Source organism: Aquirufa sp. (genome assembly GCF_044377215.1).
GTDB lineage: Bacteria > Bacteroidota > Bacteroidia > Cytophagales > Spirosomataceae > Aquirufa.
The window spans coordinates 116,036-139,382 of the sequence record NZ_JBILJM010000001.1 but is presented as its reverse complement, the minus strand read 5'-3'; the positions used below and the strand labels follow the sequence as shown (position 1 = coordinate 139,382).

The following is a 23,347-nucleotide window of genomic DNA, read 5'->3' as shown; positions in this document are numbered from 1 at the left end:
GATTTTCAGCCCCAAAGATACGTAAATATCGTACCTATTTTTGCCTTCTTCTTGCCTTTTTTGATTCTGATAGGAGCTTTTTTGCTTCGGTATGTTGGGCTGATTTTTTATCTGCCTTGTCTAATACTTCTTTACAATAGCTGACAGCTAAATCATAATTTGATTCTTGAAAGGCGATACGTGCAAGGCCCAAAACGGAGGCCCAATAGTAGCCCGATTCCATTCCTTCCGTTTGCTTGCTGAATTCCAGGCATTGCAAAAAGCGTTTTTTCGCTTCAATCGTGTTTTTAAAAACATATAAATTATAATATCCAAGGATATAGCTGGCATATCGTCCGGAGACTCCTTCATAGCCAACTTGGTGTTTTTCGATGCGATCAAGGATTGATTTGGCTTGTTCCTCAGCTTCGTCTAATTTGCCCACCATAAAAGCTGCCCGCGCGTGATATCGATGAAAAAATGGATTTTCCGGAAAATTTTCGTGCGTGTATTTAGCCATGTCATATGACTTATCTGCCATATTTTCCATGGCATAAATTTGCAATAAGAAATAACGCGCTTCGGTTCGGGTATAAAAAGCTTGGTAGCTTACTTGTTCTAATTGTTTGATTCCCTGTAGTTTATTGGCTTTTGGAAATAGCCAAAGTACAGGCCTTAACAAGGGGAAATTTTGCTTAATAAAATGATAATAATAATTATACAAGCCGTCACCAAACATGAGCTCAGGACTGAAGTCGGCAAAATTTCGTGAATATTCGAGATATTTCAAGGCATTTTTGGCGGCTAATGTAGCTCGAGTCCAATTCTTCCTTTCTGCATGTAATCGTCCTTTGAATCCATAAGCTGCCGCCATAAAAAAAGCGGCTTCAGGATTTTCTGTTTCGTCCCAAATAAGCTCTGCTTTTTCAATGCTACTATCCATGTATTGGATTAGTCGCTCATCGTATACTTCACTTTTGGTGTTGGGTACAATTTTCCACCATTGCATAAGGCCGAGAAGGAAATCGGGTAGGGGATGTTTGGGGTATTTGACTTTTAGGTAATTGAATTCGCGTTCAGCTTCGGGGAAGTGAAAGTTGTACATTTGATTGATGGCAGCGGTTGCCTCAATTTGCACTTCGGCGGTAAGAAGTAGCATCCCTTTGGAACGTTCTTTTTCAGCCTCTTCAGTTAATTTCCACCATTGACCTTGCATGTTGAAGGCCAATGGTAGTAAACTAATCAGTAGTAAAAAACACTTAAGATGATATTTCAATTTCATCTCCATTTTGGTTTAAGAATTTAAATTCTGTAATGCCAAATGAGGAGTCTTCCATGATGGAGATCCATGTTTTGTATTTCAAAAACCAATTCATCCGAATCGATGGGAAACCTTTGGTAAAGTAAGCCGACAAGAATGGATGAGCCAATAAGGTTAATTTTTTCTCATTCTGCTTTGTTACAAGATGCTCGACATGCTGGGCGATAATCTCAGAGACAGCAATACTGGCCGTAATACTTCCAGTTCCCGCGCAACTTGGACAAGTTTCATGCGTAGACACGTTCATTTCAGGACGAACCCGTTGGCGTGTAATCTGCATCAATCCAAATTTGGTTAATGGTAAGATTGTGTATTTTGAACGGTCGCCACGCATTTCATCGCGCATGATGTCTTGGATCATCTTGCGATTATCCGCTTTTTTCATGTCGATGAAGTCGATAACAATAATGCCACCCATATCACGTAAACGTAATTGCCGCGCAATTTCTTTGGCTGCTTCTCTATTTACACTTAAAGCAGTGGCTTCTTGGTCATCTTCTGAATTTGATTTGTTTCCAGAATTCACATCGATTACATGGAGTGCCTCTGTATGCTCTACGATAAGGTACCCACCAGCAGGAAGTGAAACAGAGCGGCCAAACAACATTTTAAGTTGTTTTTCAATACCTACTTGTTCAAACAATTTTGTTTTTCCGGTATGGAGCTTAACGATTTTCTCTTTTTCTGGAGCGACGTTGTGGACATATTCTTTGGCCTCATTGTATAAATCGGGGCTATCCACAATGACATTATCAAAATCATTATTCAATAAATCGCGTAACATGGAGGTAGCCCGACTCATCTCTCCGATAATCCGGTCGGCCGGTTTTGCGTCTACCAATTTTTTGATTCCGTCCTCCCATTTCGCGATAGACTCTTTCAAGTCACGCTCCATTTCTTCAACGGCCTTCCCTTCGGCTACGGTCCGTACAATGACACCATAGTTTTTTGGTTTAATGGAGCTCATGAGCTTTTGCAAGCGATTGCGCTCCGCTTTGGACGTGATTTTTTTCGATATGTTCACTCCGTTAGAGAAGGGAACAAGCACAAGGAATCTTCCTGCAATGGAAATATCGCAAGATAACCGAGGACCTTTCGTGGAAATCGGTTCTTTAACCACTTGAACAAGGGCTAACTGACCACGAGTTAATACTTTCTCTACTTTGCCTAATTTGTCAATTTCCTCTTCTAATTTATAATTCTCAATCCGAACATTTTTACCTTTTTTGGTTAAAACATCCCGAGTGAATTTTTGAAGGGTAGCTAAATTTGGCCCAAGGTCATGATAGTGCAAGAATGCATCTTTTTCATAACCTATATCAATAAATGCGGCATTTAATCCCGAAACCAATTTCTTAATCGTACCTAAATAAATATCTCCAACGGAGAATTGTGGTTCCGACTGTTCAATGTGGTATTCAACAATCCTTTTGTCATGCAAAAGGGCAATTCGATCACCCTTGGGTGTGGAATTTATGATTAGTTCATTACTCACAATGTTTGACGAGAAGAATGTTCATTCAGGCGTAAAACCCAAATATATAATATACAGGTAAGCAAACACCAAAAACAGGCTATTTATTGCTAAATAAAATGCCTGTCTTTGGGTATGTCTTACAATCTAAAAATGAAGAATGTTAGCTGTTACTATTTCTTCTTGTGACGATTCTTACGAAGACGTTTTTTACGCTTGTGTGTTGAAATCTTATGACGTTTTCTTTTCTTTCCGCAAGGCATAGCTTTTAGCGTTTAAGTTTTTAATAATTTACCAAGCTGACTTTCAGCTTTTCTATTTTTTGAGAAGTTCAAATAAATGAACTCAACAATGTTTAATGCTGCATTTCTGTCAGCAATTCTTTCGCGGCTTTGATCTCTTGCGCATCTTTACTTTCTGTAAGAACACGTTTTAAGATCTTTTTTGCCTCGACTTCTTTATCTAACTGGGCTAAACAAAAACCGAGATTTAAAGCGGCTTTAAAGTTAGTAGGTTCCAGCTTCAATATTTGTGTGAATCGTTCTTGGCCTTTGCCAAACTGATTCGATTTAATGGCTAATATCCCCAAATTGAAAATTGCCGGCACAAAAGTCGGCTCTTGTTCAATTACTTCTCTCAGAAGTGTAATTCCCTTCATCGGTGTAGGTGTATCTACATAAGTCATCGCCATGTTCGTCTTAACCAATAGGTTATTCGGATCTAACGTTAACGCTTTTTCAAAATAATTTCGGGCTTTCTCCCCCATTAATTTCCCTTTGGATACATTAATGGCAAACGTTTGTGCTTCAAAATACAATTGTCCCGCACGCAGAACGTTCGACAATTCGGGATGCTGGTCCGCAAACTGAGCAGCATAATAAGCTGCACTGTCGTATTTGTCAAGCTGAATAAAAGTTGTTGCCAACTTCTCTAAAGCACCTACTTGAAGGGCTTCAGTTTTTGCTGTTGTCAAATTAGCTTTTAACTGAGCTATTTGTTTCTGCTGGCTTGGGGTCAGTGGAGTAGCGTGAGCTTCTTCCTCGACTTTAGCTTTTGGAGCATTTACTGCGTCACGATTTGCTTCGCCAGAGGCAACTTGCCCAGTTTTATTACTCACATTCCCCTTGGGTAATTGAAATATGAGGACACTTAATCCCAGGCCAATACATAAAATGAGCGCAAGCGTTTTATTCATTTTATTGACCTAACTTAATAAATTAAGCTTTTGCAGGGTCAGTGCTTGTTTTAACTTGTTCAATAAACACCTTTGCCGGCTTAAAGCTTGGCACGAAATGCTCTTCAATAGTAATAGACGTATTTTTAGAAATATTACGAGCAATTTTTTTAGCCCTTTTCTTATTTATAAAACTCCCAAATCCACGAACATAAATGTTTTCCTGATTCGCTAAATTGTCTTTTACAACCTGAAAGAAGTTCTCTAACGTTTCAGAAACATCTTTCTTATCAATCCCTGTTTTGCTGGAAATCTCAGCAATTACATCTGCCTTAGTCACGGTAATGAATTCTTTAAGTTAATCGTTGATTGAATTTTACGCTTTCCTCTTATTCCAAAAGGGACACAAAAGTAAGGCTTTTCTTTAACAGAGGCAAATGAAAAGCTCGAATAAAAATTAAAATTTTGAATGTAGCCCGTATATTTGAGTCAGATGATGAATAAAGACGCACTGCATCCCTTTTCTGAGAGTTTGTTAGCCTGGTATCCTGCAAACGCGCGCGAACTTCCTTGGCGTCAAACGCGCGATCCTTATGTGATTTGGTTATCTGAGATCATACTCCAGCAGACGCGCGTGGCACAAGGGTTGCCCTATTTTCATAAATTATTACATGTATTTCCGACCATTAATCATCTTGCCAAAGCGGATGAGGCATTATTGTTTCGCAATTGGCAGGGTTTGGGGTATTACAGTCGGGCGCGGAATTTGCATAAAACGGCTCGTTTAGTGGTCGAAAAATTTAATGGCGAGTTCCCGCAGACGTACGAGCAGCTTGTGCAATTGCCCGGAATTGGTCCGTACACCGCCGCAGCTATCGCCTCATTTGCTTTTGATGAATCAGTCCCCGTTGTGGACGGGAACGTTTTTCGTATTCTTTCACGCTATTTTGGTATTGAGACAGATATCATGCACTCTTCCGCTCGGAAAGAATTTACAGAGATAGCCCAAAGTTTAATCCCACGAGCGTATGCGGCAACTTTTAATCAAGCCATTATGGAGTTTGGTTCCTTGCAATGTAGTCCAGTGCCTGCTTGTGAAACATGCCCACTTCGAGTTTCATGTGTGGCTTTCGCGACCAATCGGACGCAAACATTGCCAATCAAATCGAAAGGGAAAGCCCCCCGAAATAGATATTTTAATTATTTCATTGTTGTTCAAAAACATAAAGTTCTGGTGCATATGCGCCGCGAGAAAGATATTTGGCAAGGACTGTGGGAGTTTGTCCAGCATGAAACGAGCCAACTTTGTGAGCTTCCTGAAGCCATTGGCCCTTTCGGAGATTTGCTGGCCTTCCCCACCACCGAACTGAGGTCTCCGGGTAAGCATCTATTAAGTCACCAACGAATTTTTTCGAGGGCCTGGTTAATCCAAGTTCCTGATTTTGTTGACCTAGCCTTGTTCGGGGATTTTCAGTGGATGGACGCACAGGACTTCGAAAAATGCGGAAAACCTGTTTTGATTTTAAATATGATAACTGATAATTTGGTTTTACATGAATTGCTTGTTTAATAGAAGCGGTACATTTGAGCCATCAATTTCACATAAACCTAACCTTTAAATAGTATAACCATGGCAGGAGTAAACAAAGTGATTATTTTGGGCAATTTGGGTGCGGACCCAGAAGTACGCGCATTGCCTAGTGGAATGAAAGTTGCGAATATCAACATCGCAACTTCAGAATCTTATACCGGAAAAGATGGCCAGCGGGTCGAACAGACGGAATGGCATCGTGTTGAATTATGGGACAATTTGGCCAATATTGCTGAGCAATACCTAAAAAAAGGTAATCAGGTTTACATTGAAGGTAAAATTCGCTCAGAGGAATGGCAAGACAAAGCTGGTGCAACAGTAAGAGGGTATAGAATTCGAGCTACCTCACTTAATTTAATTGGCAGTCGGAACGATCGACCTGCCGGAGAAACACCTGAATCCCGACCACGGCCAGAACCTGTTAATCTGGGAAATGCCGTATCAGCAAGTGGAGCTGCCTTTCCGCCGATGATGGAAGAGGGGGATGTTTTGCCATTTTAAATTTTATGTAAGAAAAAGGGAATAATAGGCGACTCTATTCCCTTTTTCTTAAATTTGCATCAAATGCGCATTTTATAACATGGACGCCGACCCCTATACGATTCAATTAGTAACCATTCTTGAGCCTCAGCTCAACTACACATCGGTATTCGTCATTGGCCTAATTTTACTTGCCTTACTTGGCCTCTCTGCTTTGTTGGCCGGCTCAGAAGTAGCTTTTTTTTCCTTAAATGCTGACCAGCGTATTGCTTTGCGGGAAAGTGATAAATCTGCGGAAAAGGCGGTCAGTATCCTCTTGGATAAGCCTCAGCAGTTACTCGCAACACTTTTAATTGCTATAAATTTTGTAAATATTATTTTTATTACACTGTCTAATTATTTGACAGAAATGATTTTGGGCCCACAATCTGTCGGAACATTAGTCGTCACTTTGTTTTTGTTGTTTGGGGTTACATTTATAATTACATTTTTTGGGGAATTGATTCCCAAAGTTTGGGCTCAGCAGAACAACCTTAAGTTTGCCCTTTTTACCTCTCCATTTATTGAATTCTTTACGTTGATCTTTTTGCCTTTAGCAAAATCTTTGTTGGCGATTTCAAATTTGATTGAAAAACGAATCGAAAAGAAATCATATACGCTCACGGCTCATGAGTTAAATCATGCCTTAGAGATTACCACGGACGAAAATACAACCGAACAAGAAAAAGATATTTTACGTGGTATTCTGAATTTCGGTAATACATCAGTTAAATCTGTCATGCAAGCGCGTCGTGATATTGTTGCTTTTGACACGGAGATGGATTTTCATGAGTTGATGGATAAAATCAATAAGAATGGGTACTCTCGAGTTCCTGTTTTTAAGGACACAATTGATAAAATTGAAGGCATTTTATACATTAAGGATTTACTGAAGCACGTTGATAAAGATGAAAATTTCGATTGGATTTCATTATTACACCAACCATTTTTTGTGCCGGAAAACAAAAAAATAGATGATTTGTTGTACGATTTTCAAGAGAAACGCGTTCACATGGCAGTTGTTGTGAATGAATACGGCGAGACGGAGGGACTCGCAACGATGGAAGATATTATTGAAGAGATTGTGGGTGAGATTAACGACGAATTTGATGATGAGACGAAAGATTATAAGCGTATTGACGAATCAACCTATATTTTTGAGGCAAAAACATCACTCAATGATTTTTGCAAAGTTTTTGATTTAGAGAGCACTTATTTCGAAAAATCACGCGGGGAGAGTGAGACGTTGGGAGGGATGATGATCGAACTATTTGCCAGAATTCCTAATGCAGGGGAAGAGGTTGTGTTTGAAAAATTTGTGTTTAAAGTACAGAGCGTAGATATGCGTCGGGTTAAAAAAGTGCATGTTAAAGTAACCACACAAGAAAAACAGGATGAAGAAGCGACTAATTAAAATCAGCCTATTATGTTTTAGCTCTTTGTGGCTAAACGCGTGTGACATTAGTCTAGTTCCTGTTGCGCCTGACACAGCAAGTTCAACATTTCTTTCATCAATTGACCTGGGAGATGTAGAAAATCCAGGACTTTCAGAGGCATCTGGCTTAGCTGCAAGCCGCGTGAATCCAGGATATTTTTGGTCACACAATGACTCAGGAAACCCTAACGTACTTTATTATTTTGATGATAAGGGTAAAGGCCTTCGTGAATTTGAATTGGTTGGTACCCAAAACCGCGATTGGGAAGATATGGCCATTGTGGGAGAATCGGATGGATCAGCAACCGTTTATGTGGCTGATTTCGGCGATAATAATGCTGCATACACAGATTATACGATTTATTGGTTTAGAGAACCAGTTGTAAATGCGAGTACTTTGTCAAAAATAAGTAACGTTAATTCAATTAAGTTTAAATTACCCGATGGCGCCCGGGATATGGAATGCCTTTTGATTGATCAAAAAACCAAAGATATTTTTATTATTTCCAAACGTGAAAATAATAAGCGCTTATATAAAATTCCGGCTTCCAGTGTTACTCCTTCGGCCAATGTGCAAGCTGAATTTGTACAGGAACTAACTTTTTCTACTCCGATCATTTCAGATCCGCGTGTTATTGCGGTTAATTTTATTTCTGGTGGTGCAGTTTCTGCTGATAATTCGGAGATATTAATTAAGAATTATTTCGAAATGCATTATTGGAAGCGCAGTTCAGGAGAGTCAATACCTTCGGCATTGAAAAGGCCGCCTATAAAAGTTACTTATGCTGGGATTAATTCAGATGGAACGGGCCAAGAAATTCAGGGAGAGGCAGTTAGTTTTGCAGCTGATGGATCGGGCTATTATACTCTTGGAGAAGGAGTCGCAGCTCGTTTATTTTTTTACAAGAAAAAGTAAGCGAGGGAGTTATTCTATTTTTCTATAAATTTCTCCTTTTAGAAATACATTCTCTAGCATTAAATAATCAAATTCTTTTAAATGATTTCCTTCTGGGAATGGCGGGATTGACTTCGTATTTATTGTTTTTAAGACTAATGCATTCGTATAATAGGCGTTAAGTATGGACAAGCAAAAATTAGTAAAAAGTCGGTTCTCCTTCTTTTGAAAAAGATTAATTAAACTTATTTTATCTTCATTTTCTAGTTTTCTCCAATCATTATTGAAAGAGGAAATACCTAGTTCCTGTATTTTGTGAAGTACAGAATTTGCTAGGAGATTGAATTCTATAGTCAAATTAGCAGAATTCTCTAAAATAATAGAAGCACTCGGCTTTAAATATTCATCTGATGATGGAATGATTAAACCCAAAATATCATAAAGGATCTGTAATTGTTCTGAACTAAATCTTTCTTCTTTCATTCAACAGAAAATTATGGAACAATTAAATTGTTTCTATTTTTTATGATGTGATTCGTAATATAAAGGGATAGTGCTTGTAGCGTCGATGCTGGGTTAACACCTCCAGAAGTAACAAAAATGCTACTGTCTACGATAAACAAGTTGCTTACATCATGTGAGTTTCCCCATTTATTTACTACTGATTTGTTTGGATCATTGCCCATTTTGGCTGTACCCATGAGGTGCCAGCCTGTATTTTTTACTGGGCCAAACTTAAGTGTTTTTTTCGCTCCGGCGGCTTCCATCACTTCAACACCTTTGCCCAAACCATGTGCGAGCATTTTTTTACTATTATCGCTTAAGGTGTAATTTACTTTAGGTGCCGGAATGCCATTCGTATCAGTTAATTCCGGATCTAATGTGACGTTATTGTGCGTTTCTGGCAGGTCCTCAACAATGATTCCCATGCCAATTGTACGGCCTAATTTGGAATCAAATTGCTCATGATGTTGATGACCTATTTGAATTTCTTTTCTTAATAATCCTGAAGTAGCGGTTTCTACAGGGCCTGGACCACGTAATATTTGCATGGTATACCCCCTAACAAATCCTCTTTCTGCATTAGTTTCATAAAATTCTTGACTTTGTATGCAGCATCCATGGGGACCTATATTTGAATCTAACATTTCATCAAATGTCCCTTCTACATAACCAAGTGGATGAAGCATTAGGTTCTGACCAACTAAGCCGGAACGATTTGCTAAACCATTTGGGAATAACTTACTTTTTGAATTAAGCAATAGTCGTGGTGTTCCTACACCATTGCAAGCGATGATTACAATTTTTGCTTTTTGGATGCATTCCTCACCTTTTGCATTGTAATAAATTGCACCAGTCGCAAGTCCTTTGTCATTAACCGTAATTTCTCTCACTCGAGATTGTGTCCGCAATTCAACACCATTTTTTAATGCGATGGGCCAATACGTTACATCCACGGAAGATTTAGCTCCTTGAGGACAACCCATATTACAAGGCCCTAAATTGATACATTTACCTCGACCTTGTATTTCTCGTGTAATTATTGCGCTGTATGAAGGCCACCAATGCCAGCCTAATTTATTGAAACCATTACCCATAGTTTCTCCTAATTTACCTAGTGGGATGGCTTGTTGATATATTTCTATTGGTGGATATGCTGGATCGCCAGAAAGCCCCGAGACCCCAGTCATTTTATCATTTAAGTCATAAAATGGTTCTAATTCATTATAGTCTAACGGCCAATCATCAGCTACGCCATCAAGTGATTTAACTTTAAAATCTGATGGATGAAATCTAGGAAAATGACCTGAATATAGAATTGTAGATCCCCCCACTGCATTATAATTAGCAATAGAAATAGGAGAACTGGAATCATTAATTGGATAGTCTGATTTTAGTTTACGAACATTTGGACTTACGTGATATTCGTTATTCTTGAATAATTCCCAACCTATTTTTGTACTTGGATAATTTGCTGGATTGGTATGTTCTCCTTGCTCCAGGCATACAATTTTTAAATTTAAGTTACTTAAATTCCATGCTGCAGCTGCTCCTGATGCGCCAGCGCCAATTATTAATACATCAACTTCGGGGGCCATTTTGGTATATTTTTATTTGCTACTTTTTGGCAAATATTGGTCAAGAATTTCAGGGATTGTAATTAACATATCTGCCTCACAAGCAATTTCGCCGTCCGTATAACCCACACCTCTTCCCTTACAAATTCCTCGCTTCCATGAAATAACGGTTGTTTCAATTTTTAATGTTTGACCCGGTAGCACTTCCTTTCTAAATCTAACCGTATGTTGCAGCGCATGTGTAACTTTTCCTTGAAGTCCCGGTAAAGTAGTAATTGCAACTGTCAGCATTTGAGCTAATGCCTCTAATTGCAATGCCCCCGGCATATTAGGCGCGCCTGGAAAATGTTTAGGAAAATACCATTCATTTAATGTCAAATTTTTATGCCCCTTTGCTGATTTCCCAGGTATAACTTCTTCTACATGGTCAATCATTAAAAAAGGATATCTATTTGGTTGATATTCTTGTAGTTCTATAAAGTTTAGGCTAAATCCTTCCATAATTATTCTATTTTATTCTTGCGTTATTCAGTCGCGATTACTCTTGATAATGTGTTTATTAAGTCATATCCATCCCAAGTTAGCCCAATTTCCAATGCTTTGCCAACAGGGACAATACGATCAACCCCAATTAAATTATTATTTAGTATAAAATTTAAGATCTCTTCCTTATTCAAACCAAAGTAAGTTATTGTTTGAATTTTTGTTTCAATAAGCGGGGCTAACTCGTTCAATTCAGCAATATCTACTTCATAAAAATATCCAGAATTACCCGAAAGGTTTACGATGGTGTTTGGGACTGAAGCTAATTTAATTTGATGCAAATAATTCGAGGTCATGGTTACCTGATTAATCGGATGATTAATGACATCTGAGCAAAGTAAAGTTAATTTATCAATAACACGAATGGAATCAAGTTCGTATTTTTTCTGAGCAATCTGATGTACGGCCTTCCAGAATTTATCTTTCTCAGCCTTGGCATCTGATTTATCTGATTTTTTCCATACGATTAAATGTGGAGATGAACATGCGTTTTGATCCATCAAATAGGTATCGTTATAAAATTTTTCAGCAAGTCTGAAAAGCTCCTTTTCGGTACATGTTTTAATGGAAGTTGGATCAATAATCGAAAAGGAATACCTATCTGCAAAGCCGATATCTAAACTCCTAGCGGGTATCTTACTTTCTCGTATTTGATTAATTGTGGAATCGCCTCCCCAAACAATTCGAGCATTGCATTTAGTAGAGAAAAAGCTATTGATTTCTTTACTATGTGGATATTTGACCAATAAGGTGTTTTGTGCTATATTTTTAAATCGATCCTCTCTAAATAGCTGCCTGATTGCTTCGCATATAATGTCTATTTGTTGATAATTTTTTGAGGGGATTCTAATTACATTTGAATTACCAGCCAATAAGGAGAAAACAAATGAAAATGCGAAATTAACGGGTACGTTAGCTGGAGTGATATGAAAAACAAGACCTAGACCAATCCTGTTTTTAACATGAATATATTCTTTAGAAAGTTTTGTGATGTTTGACTTTCTACACCAATAGGCAAATGTGATTACATCAGGGAAGTTGCGAGATTCTTTTGTTTTTATAAGGGCATTAGAAAGCTCGCTTAAAAACAAAATAACGTCTTCATTAAATGGTTTATTTGGGCGCATAGTGTCCAATTGGGATAATTCCCCAATCATACATGCGATCTGTGTTTCATTTATAGAAGTCATTAATTATTATTTTTGAATCGTATCACTACAACCTCTAATTTCCGCATTTTTAATTCGACCAAAAATTTTAAAGTATTTACCTTTTCTTCCACATGGACAGGTATCTACACCAATTAGCTTACCAATATCTTCTGTTAGTATCGAATGACCTGGATAACTGTGTGGTAAGAGCGATAACAATTGAACGATACCTTCTTGCCCTATTTCACAAACTGAAAAATCTTCTGGTTTTCTAAATATGATATCTGAATAAATGGATGCGTGAAGATTTTCATTTTCACATTCCATAAAAATAGACCCTGTTTGCTCTACTAAGCCATAGTAATTAAATACGCGGCTAATTCCACTCCATTCCTTAATGAGGGCCTTAAAAGATGAATTGTCCATGGCATTTTCCGCTAGTTTTTTCCAACCACCCCCATGAATTAATAGACTGTTGTTTAACTTCAACTTCGTATTTGACGCTTGTAATTTCTTTATAAAATTCTCAAATACCACAAATGTAAATCCGAAAATTAGGATTTGCTCATGTTCATGTTTTTGCAAAAATTCATTTATCTGTTCAATATCGATATTCATGTCATCATCAAGCGCATAATGAATATCATATCCAAAAATAGAGAATCCTAAAATGCCTGCACCTCTAGCTGAAAAATTGTTCCGATCTTTTAATACTGACTTTGAATCAATAATAAGCATAGGAAGTCTTTTCGTGCCAATGTATGAATTAACAATTTTGGTTAAAACCTTAGTTTGAAGTTGTGCCGTTTCTGAATTTAAATAAATTTTAGAAGGAGAACCTCCAGACGTCCCAGAAGAGGTCATGGTTTTCCTAATCTCAGATTTATCAATGCTTAGCAAATCAAAATCTTTAAAAAGTCTAACTGGAATAAATGGCAAATCTTCTACTTGACGTAAATCTTTATTGCCAATAAGGCTAGAAATTTTTTCAAATTCAGGGCAATTTTGCAGATGACTTTGATGTAGTGTTTTGATCGCCGGGAAAAAATAGGTCTCCTTTTGCATTTGATTGAATGCAAAAGGAGAATTTTCGAAAAAAACGTCAAAGTTTAACACAATCCTATAAATTAATTAATCGATTCAATTCGTTGTATAATACTTTCCCAGATTCATTTCGAGGTATTAAATCAATGTGTTTTACCGAAATTGATGTTGGATGAATTTTAGTTATTTTGGAAATAGTCTGTTTTAACGGTGTTAGTACATCATTATCCTCTGTCACAATAATTAACTTATCTTCTTTCCCTGTACAGACACATTTGAACCCATTTTCAATTGCAATTGATTCTATTTCATCCAAACTTACTCTATTTCCAAAAACTTTGATAAATCTTTTTAAACGGCCTTTAATATAATAAAAACCTTCCTCGTCAATCATGGCAATATCCCCAGTATGCAAGATTCCATTATTTTCATCACCTTTGGATAGGTCAAATGAATTTTCAGCATATCCCAAGCAAACATTTGGCCCCTCATAAATTAGTTCACCTTCCACGTTTGGGATTTTAATTTTATTGCCCTCGGAATTAATTAGGTGGAAATGGCCACCTGAAACTGCCTTGCCAATACTACCAGCTTTTGAAATTGAATACGAATTCGGTAAATATGACATTCGTGCCGTAGCTTCTGTTTGGCCATACATAACAATAAACTCAATTCCTTTGGTCGCGCAAATTTGACTGAATTTAAGTGACAATTCTTTTGTCAATTTGCCGCCCGCTTGTGTAATTTTTGTAATTGACGGTAAATCCATTTTCTCAAATCCAAATCTATCTAACATCTGATAGGTATAGGGAACGCCTCCAAAAGTAGTGGCTTTCTTTTGGATTAATAGATTCCAAAACTCTTTATTTACAATACTACTGTCAGTAAATATCAGTTCACAACCGGATGCTAAATGTGAATTTATGATCGACAAACCATAGGTATAGTTAAAAGGTAATGTCGTGATTGGCTTATCTAATTTGTCAATTTTTAAAGCATTAATTATCGAATTCGTATTTGAATCAATATTATTATGGGAGAGTCTAACTAATTTGGAACTACCTGTTGTTCCTGATGTCATCAACAATAAAGCTAGATCGTCATGGAAATTATGATCAATCCCAATATCCGCTTTTTGTAAATTATAATTCCCCCAAGAGAAGATACTTGAAAATGAATGATTAGTTAATTGGGTCCCCCAAATGTAATTTGGTTGATAATGTAAGATTAAATTAGCTAATAATTTTTCGTCTAAATGCTCATTTATCAGTAAAGGAATAGATTTTGATTTTAAGCAGGCTAAATAGCCAATCAATGTTTCTTCATTGTTGCCACAAAGCAAAAAAACCAATGATTTATTTACAAATAGACTTGCTAAAGATTCACTAAACTCAATTATTTCAGCATATGTATAGCTATTGTTTTGCGTAGTTACACATGGCCGAGTAGAAAAGGAATTCAGATTAGTGATAAAATCCATTAATTAATCTGAAATTAAATTGTTACATCATATTTGGCTAATAATTCAATTCCTTTTGTAAAGGATCCGAAATCAATTATATCGTCGGTTTCCATCATTATATCAAAAGTTTCTTCCAAGCTTGCAATCATTCCCATGTGTCCAATCGAATCCCATTCCGGAACACATTGGTATACAAAATTCTCGTCAAGTTGATCAGGATTTACTGAGAAGGAATCCACAAATACCTGTACGTATTTTTCTCTATTTGTCATTTTTGTTTTAATTTATTAATAATGTTTTCCGCAATTTGCTCTGCTACAAGACCATATTTTTCTAATAAATAACGGTATTCGCCTGTTTTTATAAATTCATCAGGGAGGCCAATTGTTAATTGAGCAGGGGTATTGCTGAATTTTGAAATATATTCTGAAATGGCACTTCCTAAACCACCGATAACCGAATGTTCTTCAACAGTTACGACAAGTTTTGATTTGGCCAATGCTAAATCAATGGCATCGGAATCTATTGGTTTTATAGTGTGCATGTTGATAACGGTTGCCGATATCCCATTTTCATCTAATATTTTGGCGGCCTCCAATGATTCATAGACCATGCTACCAGTTGCAAAAATAGTAATATCTGTTCCAGTCCTTAGGCAAATGCTTTTCCCAATTTCAAAATCATAATCTTCTTTATAAACGACAGGATTATTCACACCACCCGTAAGTCTAATGTACATAGGACCGTTAAATTCTGCTGCAGCGAATACTGTTTTGACAATTTCAGCGCAATCTGATGGACAAACTACGGTAAGGTTAGGAATCGAGCGCATGATAGCTGCATCTTCTAATCCAAAATGTGAATTACCTAAAAAAGCCATTGAAACCCCGCTTCCAATTGCGACCGCTTTCACGTTCAAATTCATATACCCTAAGTTCATGCGAATTTGCTCTGCAGCGCGCATTGAAACAAAAGGAGCGAATGAGGTGGCAAATACCTTGTAGTTTTCTTTAGCTAATCCAGCGGCAATACCAATCATATTTTGCTCAGCAATACCAACATTAAGAAAATTAGATGGATAAGCGTTGCAAAATCGATCAAGACCAGAGGATTTTCCCAAATCGGCGGATAAAACCATTAAATTTTCTTCTTGCTCGGCTAATAGCAATATAGCAATTCCAAATGTGGCCCTAGAACCCATTCTAGACCAATTTCGGTTTTCTTTTTCTGTTATTGCGATCATTGTAAACTAAACTAATTCTGACATTGCCTTGTCGTAAAAACCTTGCGTAAGTCTATTGTGGTGCCATTCATTATTATTCTCCATAAAAGAAATACCTTTCCCTTTGGTCGTTTTAGCTATTATTATTTTTGGCTTAGAAGGATCAGATTTATGATTTAAACTAGCATGTAATTTTGCGATATTGTGACCATCAACCACATCTACTTCCCAGCCAAAACTTAGCCACTTACTTTTAAAATCTCCTGGATTTAAGACGACTTGAGAATCGCCATCACTTTGTAACCCATTGTAATCTAATATTGCAACGAGATTATCTAGTTTAAAATGTGCTGCAGACATAGCCGCTTCCCATACAGAACCTTCATTACATTCCCCATCCCCTAGTACAACAAAAACTCGATTGGAGCGCATTTTCTTTTTAGATGCGATAGCTATACCTACACCCATGGAAAGGCCATGTCCTAAACTTCCATTGGAAGATTCCATTCCAAGAGCCATATTCATCACGGGATGCGCGATTAAATCACTTTCATTCTCTTTGAAACTAAAAAGTTTTTCATCTGAGATTATTCCTGCCAGATTAAGTGCGGTAAAATAGGGTAATACGCCATGTCCTTTGCTTAGAATAAATCGATCTCTTTCATCCCACTCTGTATTTTTAGGATCAAATTTCATAACTGATCCATATAATGTGGTTAATATTTCAACAAGCGAAAGTCCGCCTCCTAAATGAGCGCTGTTTTTACATGCTAAAGAAATTTGTAGAATTTTCTTTCGCATCTCAATTGCCATTTTTTCAAGATGTACAATATCCATAGGACGTATAAAAAGTAGCTTGTAACTAATATGAATCGGCAAAGGTAGTCAAAATAATCAACTCTTAAATACTCTTTTTTCAGTATTGCGTCTCATGGGACGGGCTGGATTTCCGAGCGCAATTACATCCGATTCAATGTTATGATGAACAACTGCCCCCATTCCAATAATGGCATCTTTACCAATGCGCAAGCCATCTTTAATTTGAGCATTCATTCCTATGTAAGTCCCAGTATCAATTTGGCAAAAGCCACCAATATTGACCATACTCGACAATATTACATGGTCTTTTATCTCAATATCATGCCCAATAATTGAATGCACATTAATTGCTACGTTATGCCCAATTTTTGAATTGCTTGCAATGATACAAAAGGATGCAATGATAACTCCTTGGCCGATTTCTGCACTAGGTGATACAATGGCGGTAGGATCTTGAACCCGACCGAAATGGTATCCAGCTTGCTCTACTTTATTAAATAAAACTTGTTTATGAAATGGCTCTCCGTTTGCAATGACAATTTCTAAGTTTGATTTGTCAAATTTAGCCGTTAACGAATCGAATTTATAAGATTTGGTCAAATACACATCTGAATCATCTGATGCAAAATCGTCAATAAAAATTATTTTTTCCCACTGCTGAGAAATACCATTTTGCCTAGATGCGATATCAAACACTTCTTTTCCAAACCCTCCAGCACAATATATCCCTAAGATCATATATCTGTCATTTGTTAGTTGATAAACCCACCATCAATTCGTATCGTCTGCGCATTAACAAATGATGACATATCACTTGCCAGAAATAAAACAACATTGGCGACTTCAATTGGTTCACATGCTCGTTTCAAGATGGAAGATTGAATCAGGTTATCACGTGACTTCTCATCCATTTGGTAATACATTTCGGTTTTAGTTACGCTTGGGGCAACTGCATTGACACGGATATTGGATGCCCCTAATTCTGCGGCAATTGTCTTTGTTGCAAATATCAGAGCAGCTTTACTTGAGCCATAGCTTAACGTTCCTATATCGCCTAATATACCAGCTGTAGAGGCAACATTTACAATAGAACCAATTTTATGTTTCGACATGAGGCGAGATATACCTTGCGTGAAATAAATTTGAGAAGTAAAATTAACCTGAATCATTTTTTCAAGATCACGCATCGGAGTCATTTGAAAAAATGAACCTGCCGCTATCCCAGCATTATTTACCAATATGTCAATCTTAATTTTTAATGCAGCTATTTTGCCAATACAGGATTTGATCTCATCCAAATTTTCAAGATCGAAATAGAATTTATAAACCTTGATTTGATATTTCTTCTCAATTGTGTCAATAAATAAATCAAAATCTTCTGATTCCCTTCTGATGCATGCAATTATATCGGACCCATTTTGGGCGAACAATTCTAAAATTGCTTTCCCTATTCCTTTATTGCAGCCAGTAATAATTGAAGTTTTGTTCTTCAGAAGCATTTCTTTGATTTATAAAGATTCATACAAATAATCTATAAAATTAAGTCAAATTGACTTATTCAGACTAAAATGTGGAATAAATTTAGTAGCCTTTTAATAATTATCTTATTAATAGTATGTTTTCAAACATAACTATTTATCAACTTGGCTACACAACAATCATCAATTTCGCGAAACTTAACAAAAGCGTTTTTTCTCCCACACCTTGTTCAAAGTTTATGTGTGCTTTGCGTTCTGCCCCATTGACCTCCAATTTAGTGATCATTCCAAAGCCGAATTTTTGATGCTCGACCCGCTGTCCTTCTTGCAAACTCATTGGATCTGATTGCTTGAAATCAGCCGAGGGAACGTGTTGGTAATTTGTATTTTGCTTAGGTTTCTGAATCAATTGAGCCGCTGAGACATTTGTCGATTTTTCAACAAACCCCGTTTTTTGTACTGGGCGATAATTAGACACATCCTTTTTCCCAGGTGTTTTAGCCATCTTTAAATAGGTGCTATCTAATTCATCTATAAACCTGCTAGGTTCACAAGATTTTAATCGGCCAAACTGATACCTCGATTCCGCATAGGAAATCATCAGCTTTTTCTCCGCTCGCGTGATCGCAACATAGAACAATCTACGCTCTTCTTCTAAGTCGGCCTGACTTTGAAGCATCATTTGACTTGGGAAAAGGTCTTCTTCTAGGCCAACTAAAAACACGTGTTTAAATTCTAATCCTTTTGCAGAATGGACGGTCATTAATGTGACCTTATCTGTGTCATTGGGGTCTTCTGTCGTATCTGCATTAGTCAGCAAGGAAACAGATTGTAAAAAGGTGGCAAGTGATTTGTCTTCATTTTCTTCGGAGTCGACAAATTGCTTGACGGCATTTAGTAATTCTTGAACGTTTTGATAACGAGCAAGGCCTTCTACCGTTTTGTCTTCATAAAGTTCACGCACTAAACCAGATGTTTTTGCTACATGACTAGCAACTTCATAGGCATCTTTTCCATCCACTTCCACCATTAACTTGTAGGACTTAATCAAGTCGGCAAATTGCTCAATCGGTGCCGTCCCACGTACCCCTTGAAATTGTTGAATATTAGACACAATGTCCCAAACAGAGGTATTTTGCTCGGCTGCAGTAATGGCTATTTTTGCAATAGTTGTATCGCCAATCCCTCGTTTAGGTAAATTGATAATACGTTTAAACGCTTCTTCATCTTGTTGATTGACAACAAATCGCAGGTAGCCCAACACATCTTTGATTTCTTTTCGTTGGTAAAAAGACAAGCCTCCTACAATTTTGTACTTGATATTTAATCGGCGCAGGGATTCCTCAAAAGAACGCGATTGGGCATTTGTTCGATAGAGAATAGCAAAGTCCGACCAGATCAGTCCATCACGCTGCCGCGTTTCTAGAATAGTCGATGCGATGATTCGCCCTTCCTCATTATCACTCCCTGCTCGAATGATTTCAATCTGGTCGCCATCTTCGTTTGACGTAAATACGTCTTTTTTTAATTGCGTTTTATTTCGTGCGATAATCGAGTTTGCTACCGCCACAATCGCTTTCGTTGACCGGTAATTTTCTTCTAATTTAATCATTGCCAAATCAGGGTAATCCCGCTCGAAATTCAGGATATTTTGAATATCCGCTCCTCTAAATGCGTATATACTTTGCGCATCATCACCTACCACGCAGATATTTTGATTAACAGCTGAAAGTTTCTTCGTGAGTAGATATTGAGAGACGTTAGTATCTTGAAACTCATCTACCATCACATGCTTAAACTTATGCTGGTATTTATTTAAAACGTCTAAATGATCCCTAAAAAGAATATTGGTTTGAAATAAGAGATCATCAAAATCCATGGCGTTTGCCTGAAAACAACGCTGACAATACATTTTGTACACCTGACCCAGCATCGGAATTTTGGCAAAGCGATCCTCCTGCTCTAGGACCGAACTAGCCATGTATTGTTCTGGACCAATTAGCCTATTTTTTGCATTGGAAATTCGATTAAGGACTAAATTAACTTTATAAATTTTGTCATCTAAATTCTGTTCCTTAATCAGCGCACGAATTAGCGATTTTGAATCGTCCGTATCATAAATAGAAAAATTGGATGTATACCCCAAACGCGCACCTTCGAAACGTAAAATTTTGGCAAAAACGGAGTGAAAAGTTCCCATCCAAATATTTTTGGCTTGTGAACCGATCACAGTCTCTATCCGATGGCGCATTTCGCCGGCTGCTTTGTTTGTAAATGTTAGCAAAAGAATGCTAAATGGATCGACACCCTTCTCGATTAAATGGGCAGTTCGGTAGGTCAGGACACGGGTTTTTCCAGAGCCCGCACCAGCTATAATCATTAACGGTCCATCGATATGTTCAACTGCTTGACGCTGGGGCTCATTAAGGCCGGCCAAATAATCCATTGGGTGATTTTTAGTGTTCAATTGGGGAACAAAAATAGGAATTTTTTGGCGCTTTATGGGCTGCTAAACTGATAATTTGTTACTGCGGAAAACCAAATAAGGCGTGTTCCTTAATTTGTTTAGCTACTGATTCAGGGACTAATTTTTCCCAATCTCCAGGCCCTTGCTGAATCATCGCTAGAACTTGGTCTGTGCGGATATTCATCAACTTTTCATCCGACTTTTTGATATCTTCCAGCTTTTTGTTGTCGAGCAGATAGTGCAACAAGCCACGAAGGTGTGGAACAGTTTTGAAGGTCTTTAAATTCAAAACCGCTCCTTTATCGTCGATTGTGGGATATAAATACAACTTGATATTATGGCCAAACAAATTAGCAAACGCGGTTAAAATACCACCATCTACTTGCGCATAATGTTTCTCATCAAATATATACTCCAAGTTTGGCATACCCATGATTAATGCCATTTTCAATGGTGAAAACTGGGATAGGTAGGCAACCAACTTAAAATACTCGTGGAAATTTGAGATGAGAACGGTTTGACCTAAAGAACATAAAATGTCTACGCGATCTAAGAAATCTTTTTCATTTATATGATGGGACCCATCTTCTAAATTACGTAATGTCAGCTCTGATAACACGCAAATTTTATCATCATCTACGTCGGATTCTTGTTCAAATTGCGTTTGGCCTTTCTTCAACATATCCAAAAATATGTTAGTCACTGGCCTAAATCTGCCACGAATAGCTATAATGTGTTTTTTAGATAAGGCATTATAAGGTTGCATCACCGTTCCATCAGGTCCGAAAACGGCAGCCTGTGTAAATCCGTGTTTAACCAGATATAAGGACATCAGGCGATTGTCAACATCCGCAAAATCATCGCCTTCAAAACGAATCATATCAATCTCTATACGGTCAGTTGACAAGTCATCCAACAACGAACAAAGTAATTTTTCTGGATCTCCATGCAAGAAAAAACATCCATACAATAAATTAACTCCGATAATTCCAAGCGCTTGTTGTTGTAAAATATTGTCGTTATCCAGCATATTCACGTGGATAACTAAATTGTTTACCGGCCCATTTGGTTTTAGTTGAAATCGCAAGCCAATCCAACCATGCGCATCGTTCGTTTTTTGATAATTTAACGCCGAAACAGTATTCGCAAAAGCAAAAAATCGTTTTTCATCTGCTGTATCAGTCAAGCGAACCTTCAACAATTTAAATTCACGCGTGAGCATTTTCATTAATCTTGGCTCACAAACATATTTACCTGACTCTTCCTCTCCGTAAATAGCATCCGAAAAGGCCATGTCATACGCGGAAATTGTTTTTGCAATGGTTCCTGAGGCACCCCCAGCTTTGAAAAAAATAGCAGCTACATCTTGCCCAGCTCCAATTTCAGCAAATGACCCGTAGATACTACGATCTAAGTTGATGTTCAATGCTTTTTGTTTCGTCCCAATGGACTTCAGAGAAGCTGTCATGCGTGTTTTGTTGATGGTGTTTAGGCGATGTGCAATTTAAAAAATTATTCCGGAAGCTCGGTTCATTTTCTTGTAAAAATCCTAAATCAATTTTTTGTGAAAAAGCGTAAGCCCGGCCATAGGAGCCTCACTAATGATTCCAACACGTAGGCCAGAATTCGTTACAACCCGTTTTAGAATGTCTGAATAATAAAATGCAACCGAGCCCGTAAAGTGCACAGGCACCGTTTTTGCAGAATCATACTTAACAAGATACAATTGACAAAAATCTTGAAATGCCTTTTCTATTAGCTCATAACAAAAGGGATGTTTGCGGTGGTCAAACAGAAATTTAGAAAAGCTTGCGAACCAGCGATTGGGGAATTCTTTTTGATAGGCGTGTTCAAATATATCTAGCCTACTTAATATTCCAAATCGTTTAATAAATAATTCACGTAAATCAATCGGTAGTTCATGATGTAAATAAGTTAGCACGAGCCGCTTACCGAGGTTCGCCCCGCTACCCTCATCTCCCAACCAAAATCCGAGGGGTGGAATTTGCTCTTTTAGCTTTCCTTCCTCAAAATATCCCGAGTTGGCACCTGTCCCCAAAATACAAGCAATTCCGGACTCATTTCCACACAACGAGATGCCTGCGGCAATTAAGTCATTCGCTACCGAGATTTGGGCATCTCCCACAAATGGTCGAAGTACTTGATTGATTATTTCACTTTTACCCTCATCCGTGATACCCGTTCCATAATAAAATACATACTGGATAGATTTTTGGCTTAGTTTTTCCAAAGTAGGTCGTTGGGCCGCGGTGATGTCGGCGGCCAACTGGTAATACGGATTTATACCGTCTGAAAAGAAGCTTTCATAGGCTTGAGTAGGGCCGGAAATGTAGCGCCATTCGGTTTTTGTCGAACCACTTTCAACGATTAAAATCATATTAATTTCCCGATTGGCGTGAATTTTTCAAATACGTTTGCCGTGTGCGGAGCGTCAGCCAACTCAGACGTTAAGTCTTGTCCTGCCCAATGCTCATAATGTTTGCCATTTTTCCACAATTTTGATGTGGTCATGTCGTAGACTAGGCCTTGAAATGCAATCCAAATTTCAGGTCTATCTTGCCCATTGCGAAGGGATAATTGTGATTTTGTGAAATTAGGAAGCTCAGTTGGCACGGTTATGTTAATTTGCACGAAACTAAATAAAAAGTGCCAAACCCCGTTTTATTCCTAAAGA

At 37.7% G+C, this 23,347-nt stretch carries 23 protein-coding genes; 4 read left to right on the top strand and 19 right to left on the bottom strand.

Annotated features, from left to right (window positions below):
• Nucleotides 1–34: 34 nt before the first annotated feature.
• The 4 genes from ACIQ6T_RS00640 to ACIQ6T_RS00625 all read right to left on the bottom strand — a co-directional run bounded on the left by ACIQ6T_RS00640 (nt 35) and on the right by ACIQ6T_RS00625 (nt 4,288).
• Nucleotides 35–1,261, bottom strand: coding sequence for a tetratricopeptide repeat protein (locus ACIQ6T_RS00640; protein WP_395783166.1), 1,227 nt, complete (start codon nt 1,259–1,261; stop codon nt 35–37).
• Entirely contained in the window at nt 1,239–2,795 is a 1,557-nt protein-coding gene (locus tag ACIQ6T_RS00635; protein ID WP_395783164.1) for a ribonuclease E/G, read from the bottom strand. The genes ACIQ6T_RS00640 and ACIQ6T_RS00635 overlap by 23 nt, the downstream gene beginning before the upstream one ends.
• A gap of 334 nt (nt 2,796–3,129) precedes the next feature.
• Nucleotides 3,130–3,969, bottom strand: coding sequence for a tetratricopeptide repeat protein (locus ACIQ6T_RS00630; protein ID WP_395783162.1), 840 nt, complete (start codon nt 3,967–3,969; stop codon nt 3,130–3,132).
• Between the two features lie 22 nt (nt 3,970–3,991).
• Nucleotides 3,992–4,288 (bottom strand): HU family DNA-binding protein, encoded by a 297-nt coding sequence (locus tag ACIQ6T_RS00625; RefSeq protein ID WP_395783160.1) that lies wholly within the window; start codon nt 4,286–4,288, stop codon nt 3,992–3,994.
• Nucleotides 4,289–4,441: 153 nt separating this feature from the next.
• On the opposite strand from ACIQ6T_RS00625, the gene mutY reads away from it, so the two are divergent.
• From mutY to ACIQ6T_RS00605, 4 genes are all read left to right on the top strand, one after another.
• Nucleotides 4,442–5,518: an A/G-specific adenine glycosylase gene (mutY, locus tag ACIQ6T_RS00620; RefSeq protein WP_395783158.1), complete on the top strand. Its 1,077-nt coding sequence runs from the start codon at nt 4,442–4,444 to the stop codon at nt 5,516–5,518.
• A 60-nt stretch (nt 5,519–5,578) separates the two neighbouring features.
• On the top strand, nt 5,579–6,040 hold the full coding sequence (locus tag ACIQ6T_RS00615; RefSeq protein WP_395783156.1) for a single-stranded DNA-binding protein: 462 nt from the start codon (nt 5,579–5,581) through the stop codon (nt 6,038–6,040).
• Nucleotides 6,041–6,119: 79 nt separating this feature from the next.
• A complete protein-coding gene (gene gldE, locus ACIQ6T_RS00610) occupies nt 6,120–7,472 on the top strand; it encodes a gliding motility-associated protein GldE (RefSeq protein WP_395783154.1) in 1,353 nt (450 codons plus the stop codon).
• Nucleotides 7,453–8,409, top strand: coding sequence for a hypothetical protein (locus ACIQ6T_RS00605; RefSeq protein ID WP_395783152.1), 957 nt, complete (start codon nt 7,453–7,455; stop codon nt 8,407–8,409). Before gldE ends, ACIQ6T_RS00605 begins: the two co-directional genes overlap by 20 nt.
• A 9-nt stretch (nt 8,410–8,418) precedes the next feature.
• Here the strand turns inward: ACIQ6T_RS00605 and ACIQ6T_RS00600 are convergent, their stop codons facing one another.
• From ACIQ6T_RS00600 to ACIQ6T_RS00530, 15 genes are all read right to left on the bottom strand, one after another.
• Entirely contained in the window at nt 8,419–8,871 is a 453-nt protein-coding gene (locus tag ACIQ6T_RS00600) for a hypothetical protein (RefSeq protein WP_395783150.1), read from the bottom strand.
• 11 nt (nt 8,872–8,882) lie between these two features.
• Nucleotides 8,883–10,487 carry a GMC family oxidoreductase gene (locus tag ACIQ6T_RS00595; RefSeq protein ID WP_395783148.1) on the bottom strand — a complete coding sequence of 535 codons (1,605 nt, stop codon included), beginning with the start codon at nt 10,485–10,487 and terminating at the stop codon, nt 8,883–8,885.
• A gap of 12 nt (nt 10,488–10,499) precedes the next feature.
• A complete protein-coding gene (fabZ, locus tag ACIQ6T_RS00590) occupies nt 10,500–10,967 on the bottom strand; it encodes a 3-hydroxyacyl-ACP dehydratase FabZ (RefSeq protein WP_395783146.1) in 468 nt (155 codons plus the stop codon).
• A 23-nt stretch (nt 10,968–10,990) separates the two neighbouring features.
• Nucleotides 10,991–12,136: an acyl-CoA reductase gene (locus ACIQ6T_RS00585; protein ID WP_395783144.1), complete on the bottom strand. Its 1,146-nt coding sequence runs from the start codon at nt 12,134–12,136 to the stop codon at nt 10,991–10,993.
• A gap of 69 nt (nt 12,137–12,205) precedes the next feature.
• Nucleotides 12,206–13,276, bottom strand: a complete 1,071-nt coding sequence (locus ACIQ6T_RS00580; protein ID WP_395783142.1) for an acyl-protein synthetase — start codon at nt 13,274–13,276, stop codon at nt 12,206–12,208.
• A 4-nt stretch (nt 13,277–13,280) separates the two neighbouring features.
• Entirely contained in the window at nt 13,281–14,684 is a 1,404-nt protein-coding gene (locus ACIQ6T_RS00575) for an AMP-binding protein (RefSeq protein ID WP_395783140.1), read from the bottom strand.
• A 14-nt stretch (nt 14,685–14,698) separates the two neighbouring features.
• On the bottom strand, nt 14,699–14,938 hold the full coding sequence (locus ACIQ6T_RS00570) for a hypothetical protein (protein WP_395783138.1): 240 nt from the start codon (nt 14,936–14,938) through the stop codon (nt 14,699–14,701).
• Nucleotides 14,935–15,909 (bottom strand): transketolase family protein, encoded by a 975-nt coding sequence (locus tag ACIQ6T_RS00565; RefSeq protein WP_395783136.1) that lies wholly within the window; start codon nt 15,907–15,909, stop codon nt 14,935–14,937. Before ACIQ6T_RS00565 ends, ACIQ6T_RS00570 begins: the two co-directional genes overlap by 4 nt.
• 6 nt (nt 15,910–15,915) lie before the next feature.
• Nucleotides 15,916–16,725, bottom strand: a complete 810-nt coding sequence (locus ACIQ6T_RS00560; RefSeq protein ID WP_395783134.1) for a transketolase — start codon at nt 16,723–16,725, stop codon at nt 15,916–15,918.
• A gap of 57 nt (nt 16,726–16,782) precedes the next feature.
• Entirely contained in the window at nt 16,783–17,445 is a 663-nt protein-coding gene (locus ACIQ6T_RS00555) for an acetyltransferase (RefSeq protein ID WP_395783132.1), read from the bottom strand.
• A 14-nt stretch (nt 17,446–17,459) separates the two neighbouring features.
• Nucleotides 17,460–18,206 carry an SDR family NAD(P)-dependent oxidoreductase gene (locus tag ACIQ6T_RS00550; RefSeq protein ID WP_395783130.1) on the bottom strand — a complete coding sequence of 249 codons (747 nt, stop codon included), beginning with the start codon at nt 18,204–18,206 and terminating at the stop codon, nt 17,460–17,462.
• A 148-nt stretch (nt 18,207–18,354) separates the two neighbouring features.
• Nucleotides 18,355–20,631 (bottom strand): ATP-dependent helicase, encoded by a 2,277-nt coding sequence (locus ACIQ6T_RS00545; RefSeq protein WP_395783128.1) that lies wholly within the window; start codon nt 20,629–20,631, stop codon nt 18,355–18,357.
• Between the two features lie 79 nt (nt 20,632–20,710).
• Complete coding sequence (locus ACIQ6T_RS00540; protein WP_395783126.1) at nt 20,711–22,120, bottom strand: TonB-dependent receptor; 1,410 nt, start codon at nt 22,118–22,120, stop codon at nt 20,711–20,713.
• Nucleotides 22,121–22,201: 81 nt separating this feature from the next.
• A complete protein-coding gene (locus ACIQ6T_RS00535; RefSeq protein WP_395783124.1) occupies nt 22,202–23,050 on the bottom strand; it encodes an N-acetylglucosamine kinase in 849 nt (282 codons plus the stop codon).
• A complete protein-coding gene (locus ACIQ6T_RS00530) occupies nt 23,047–23,304 on the bottom strand; it encodes a cytochrome b5 domain-containing protein (protein ID WP_395783122.1) in 258 nt (85 codons plus the stop codon). Before ACIQ6T_RS00530 ends, ACIQ6T_RS00535 begins: the two co-directional genes overlap by 4 nt.
• Between the last annotated feature and the right edge of the window lie 43 nt (nt 23,305–23,347).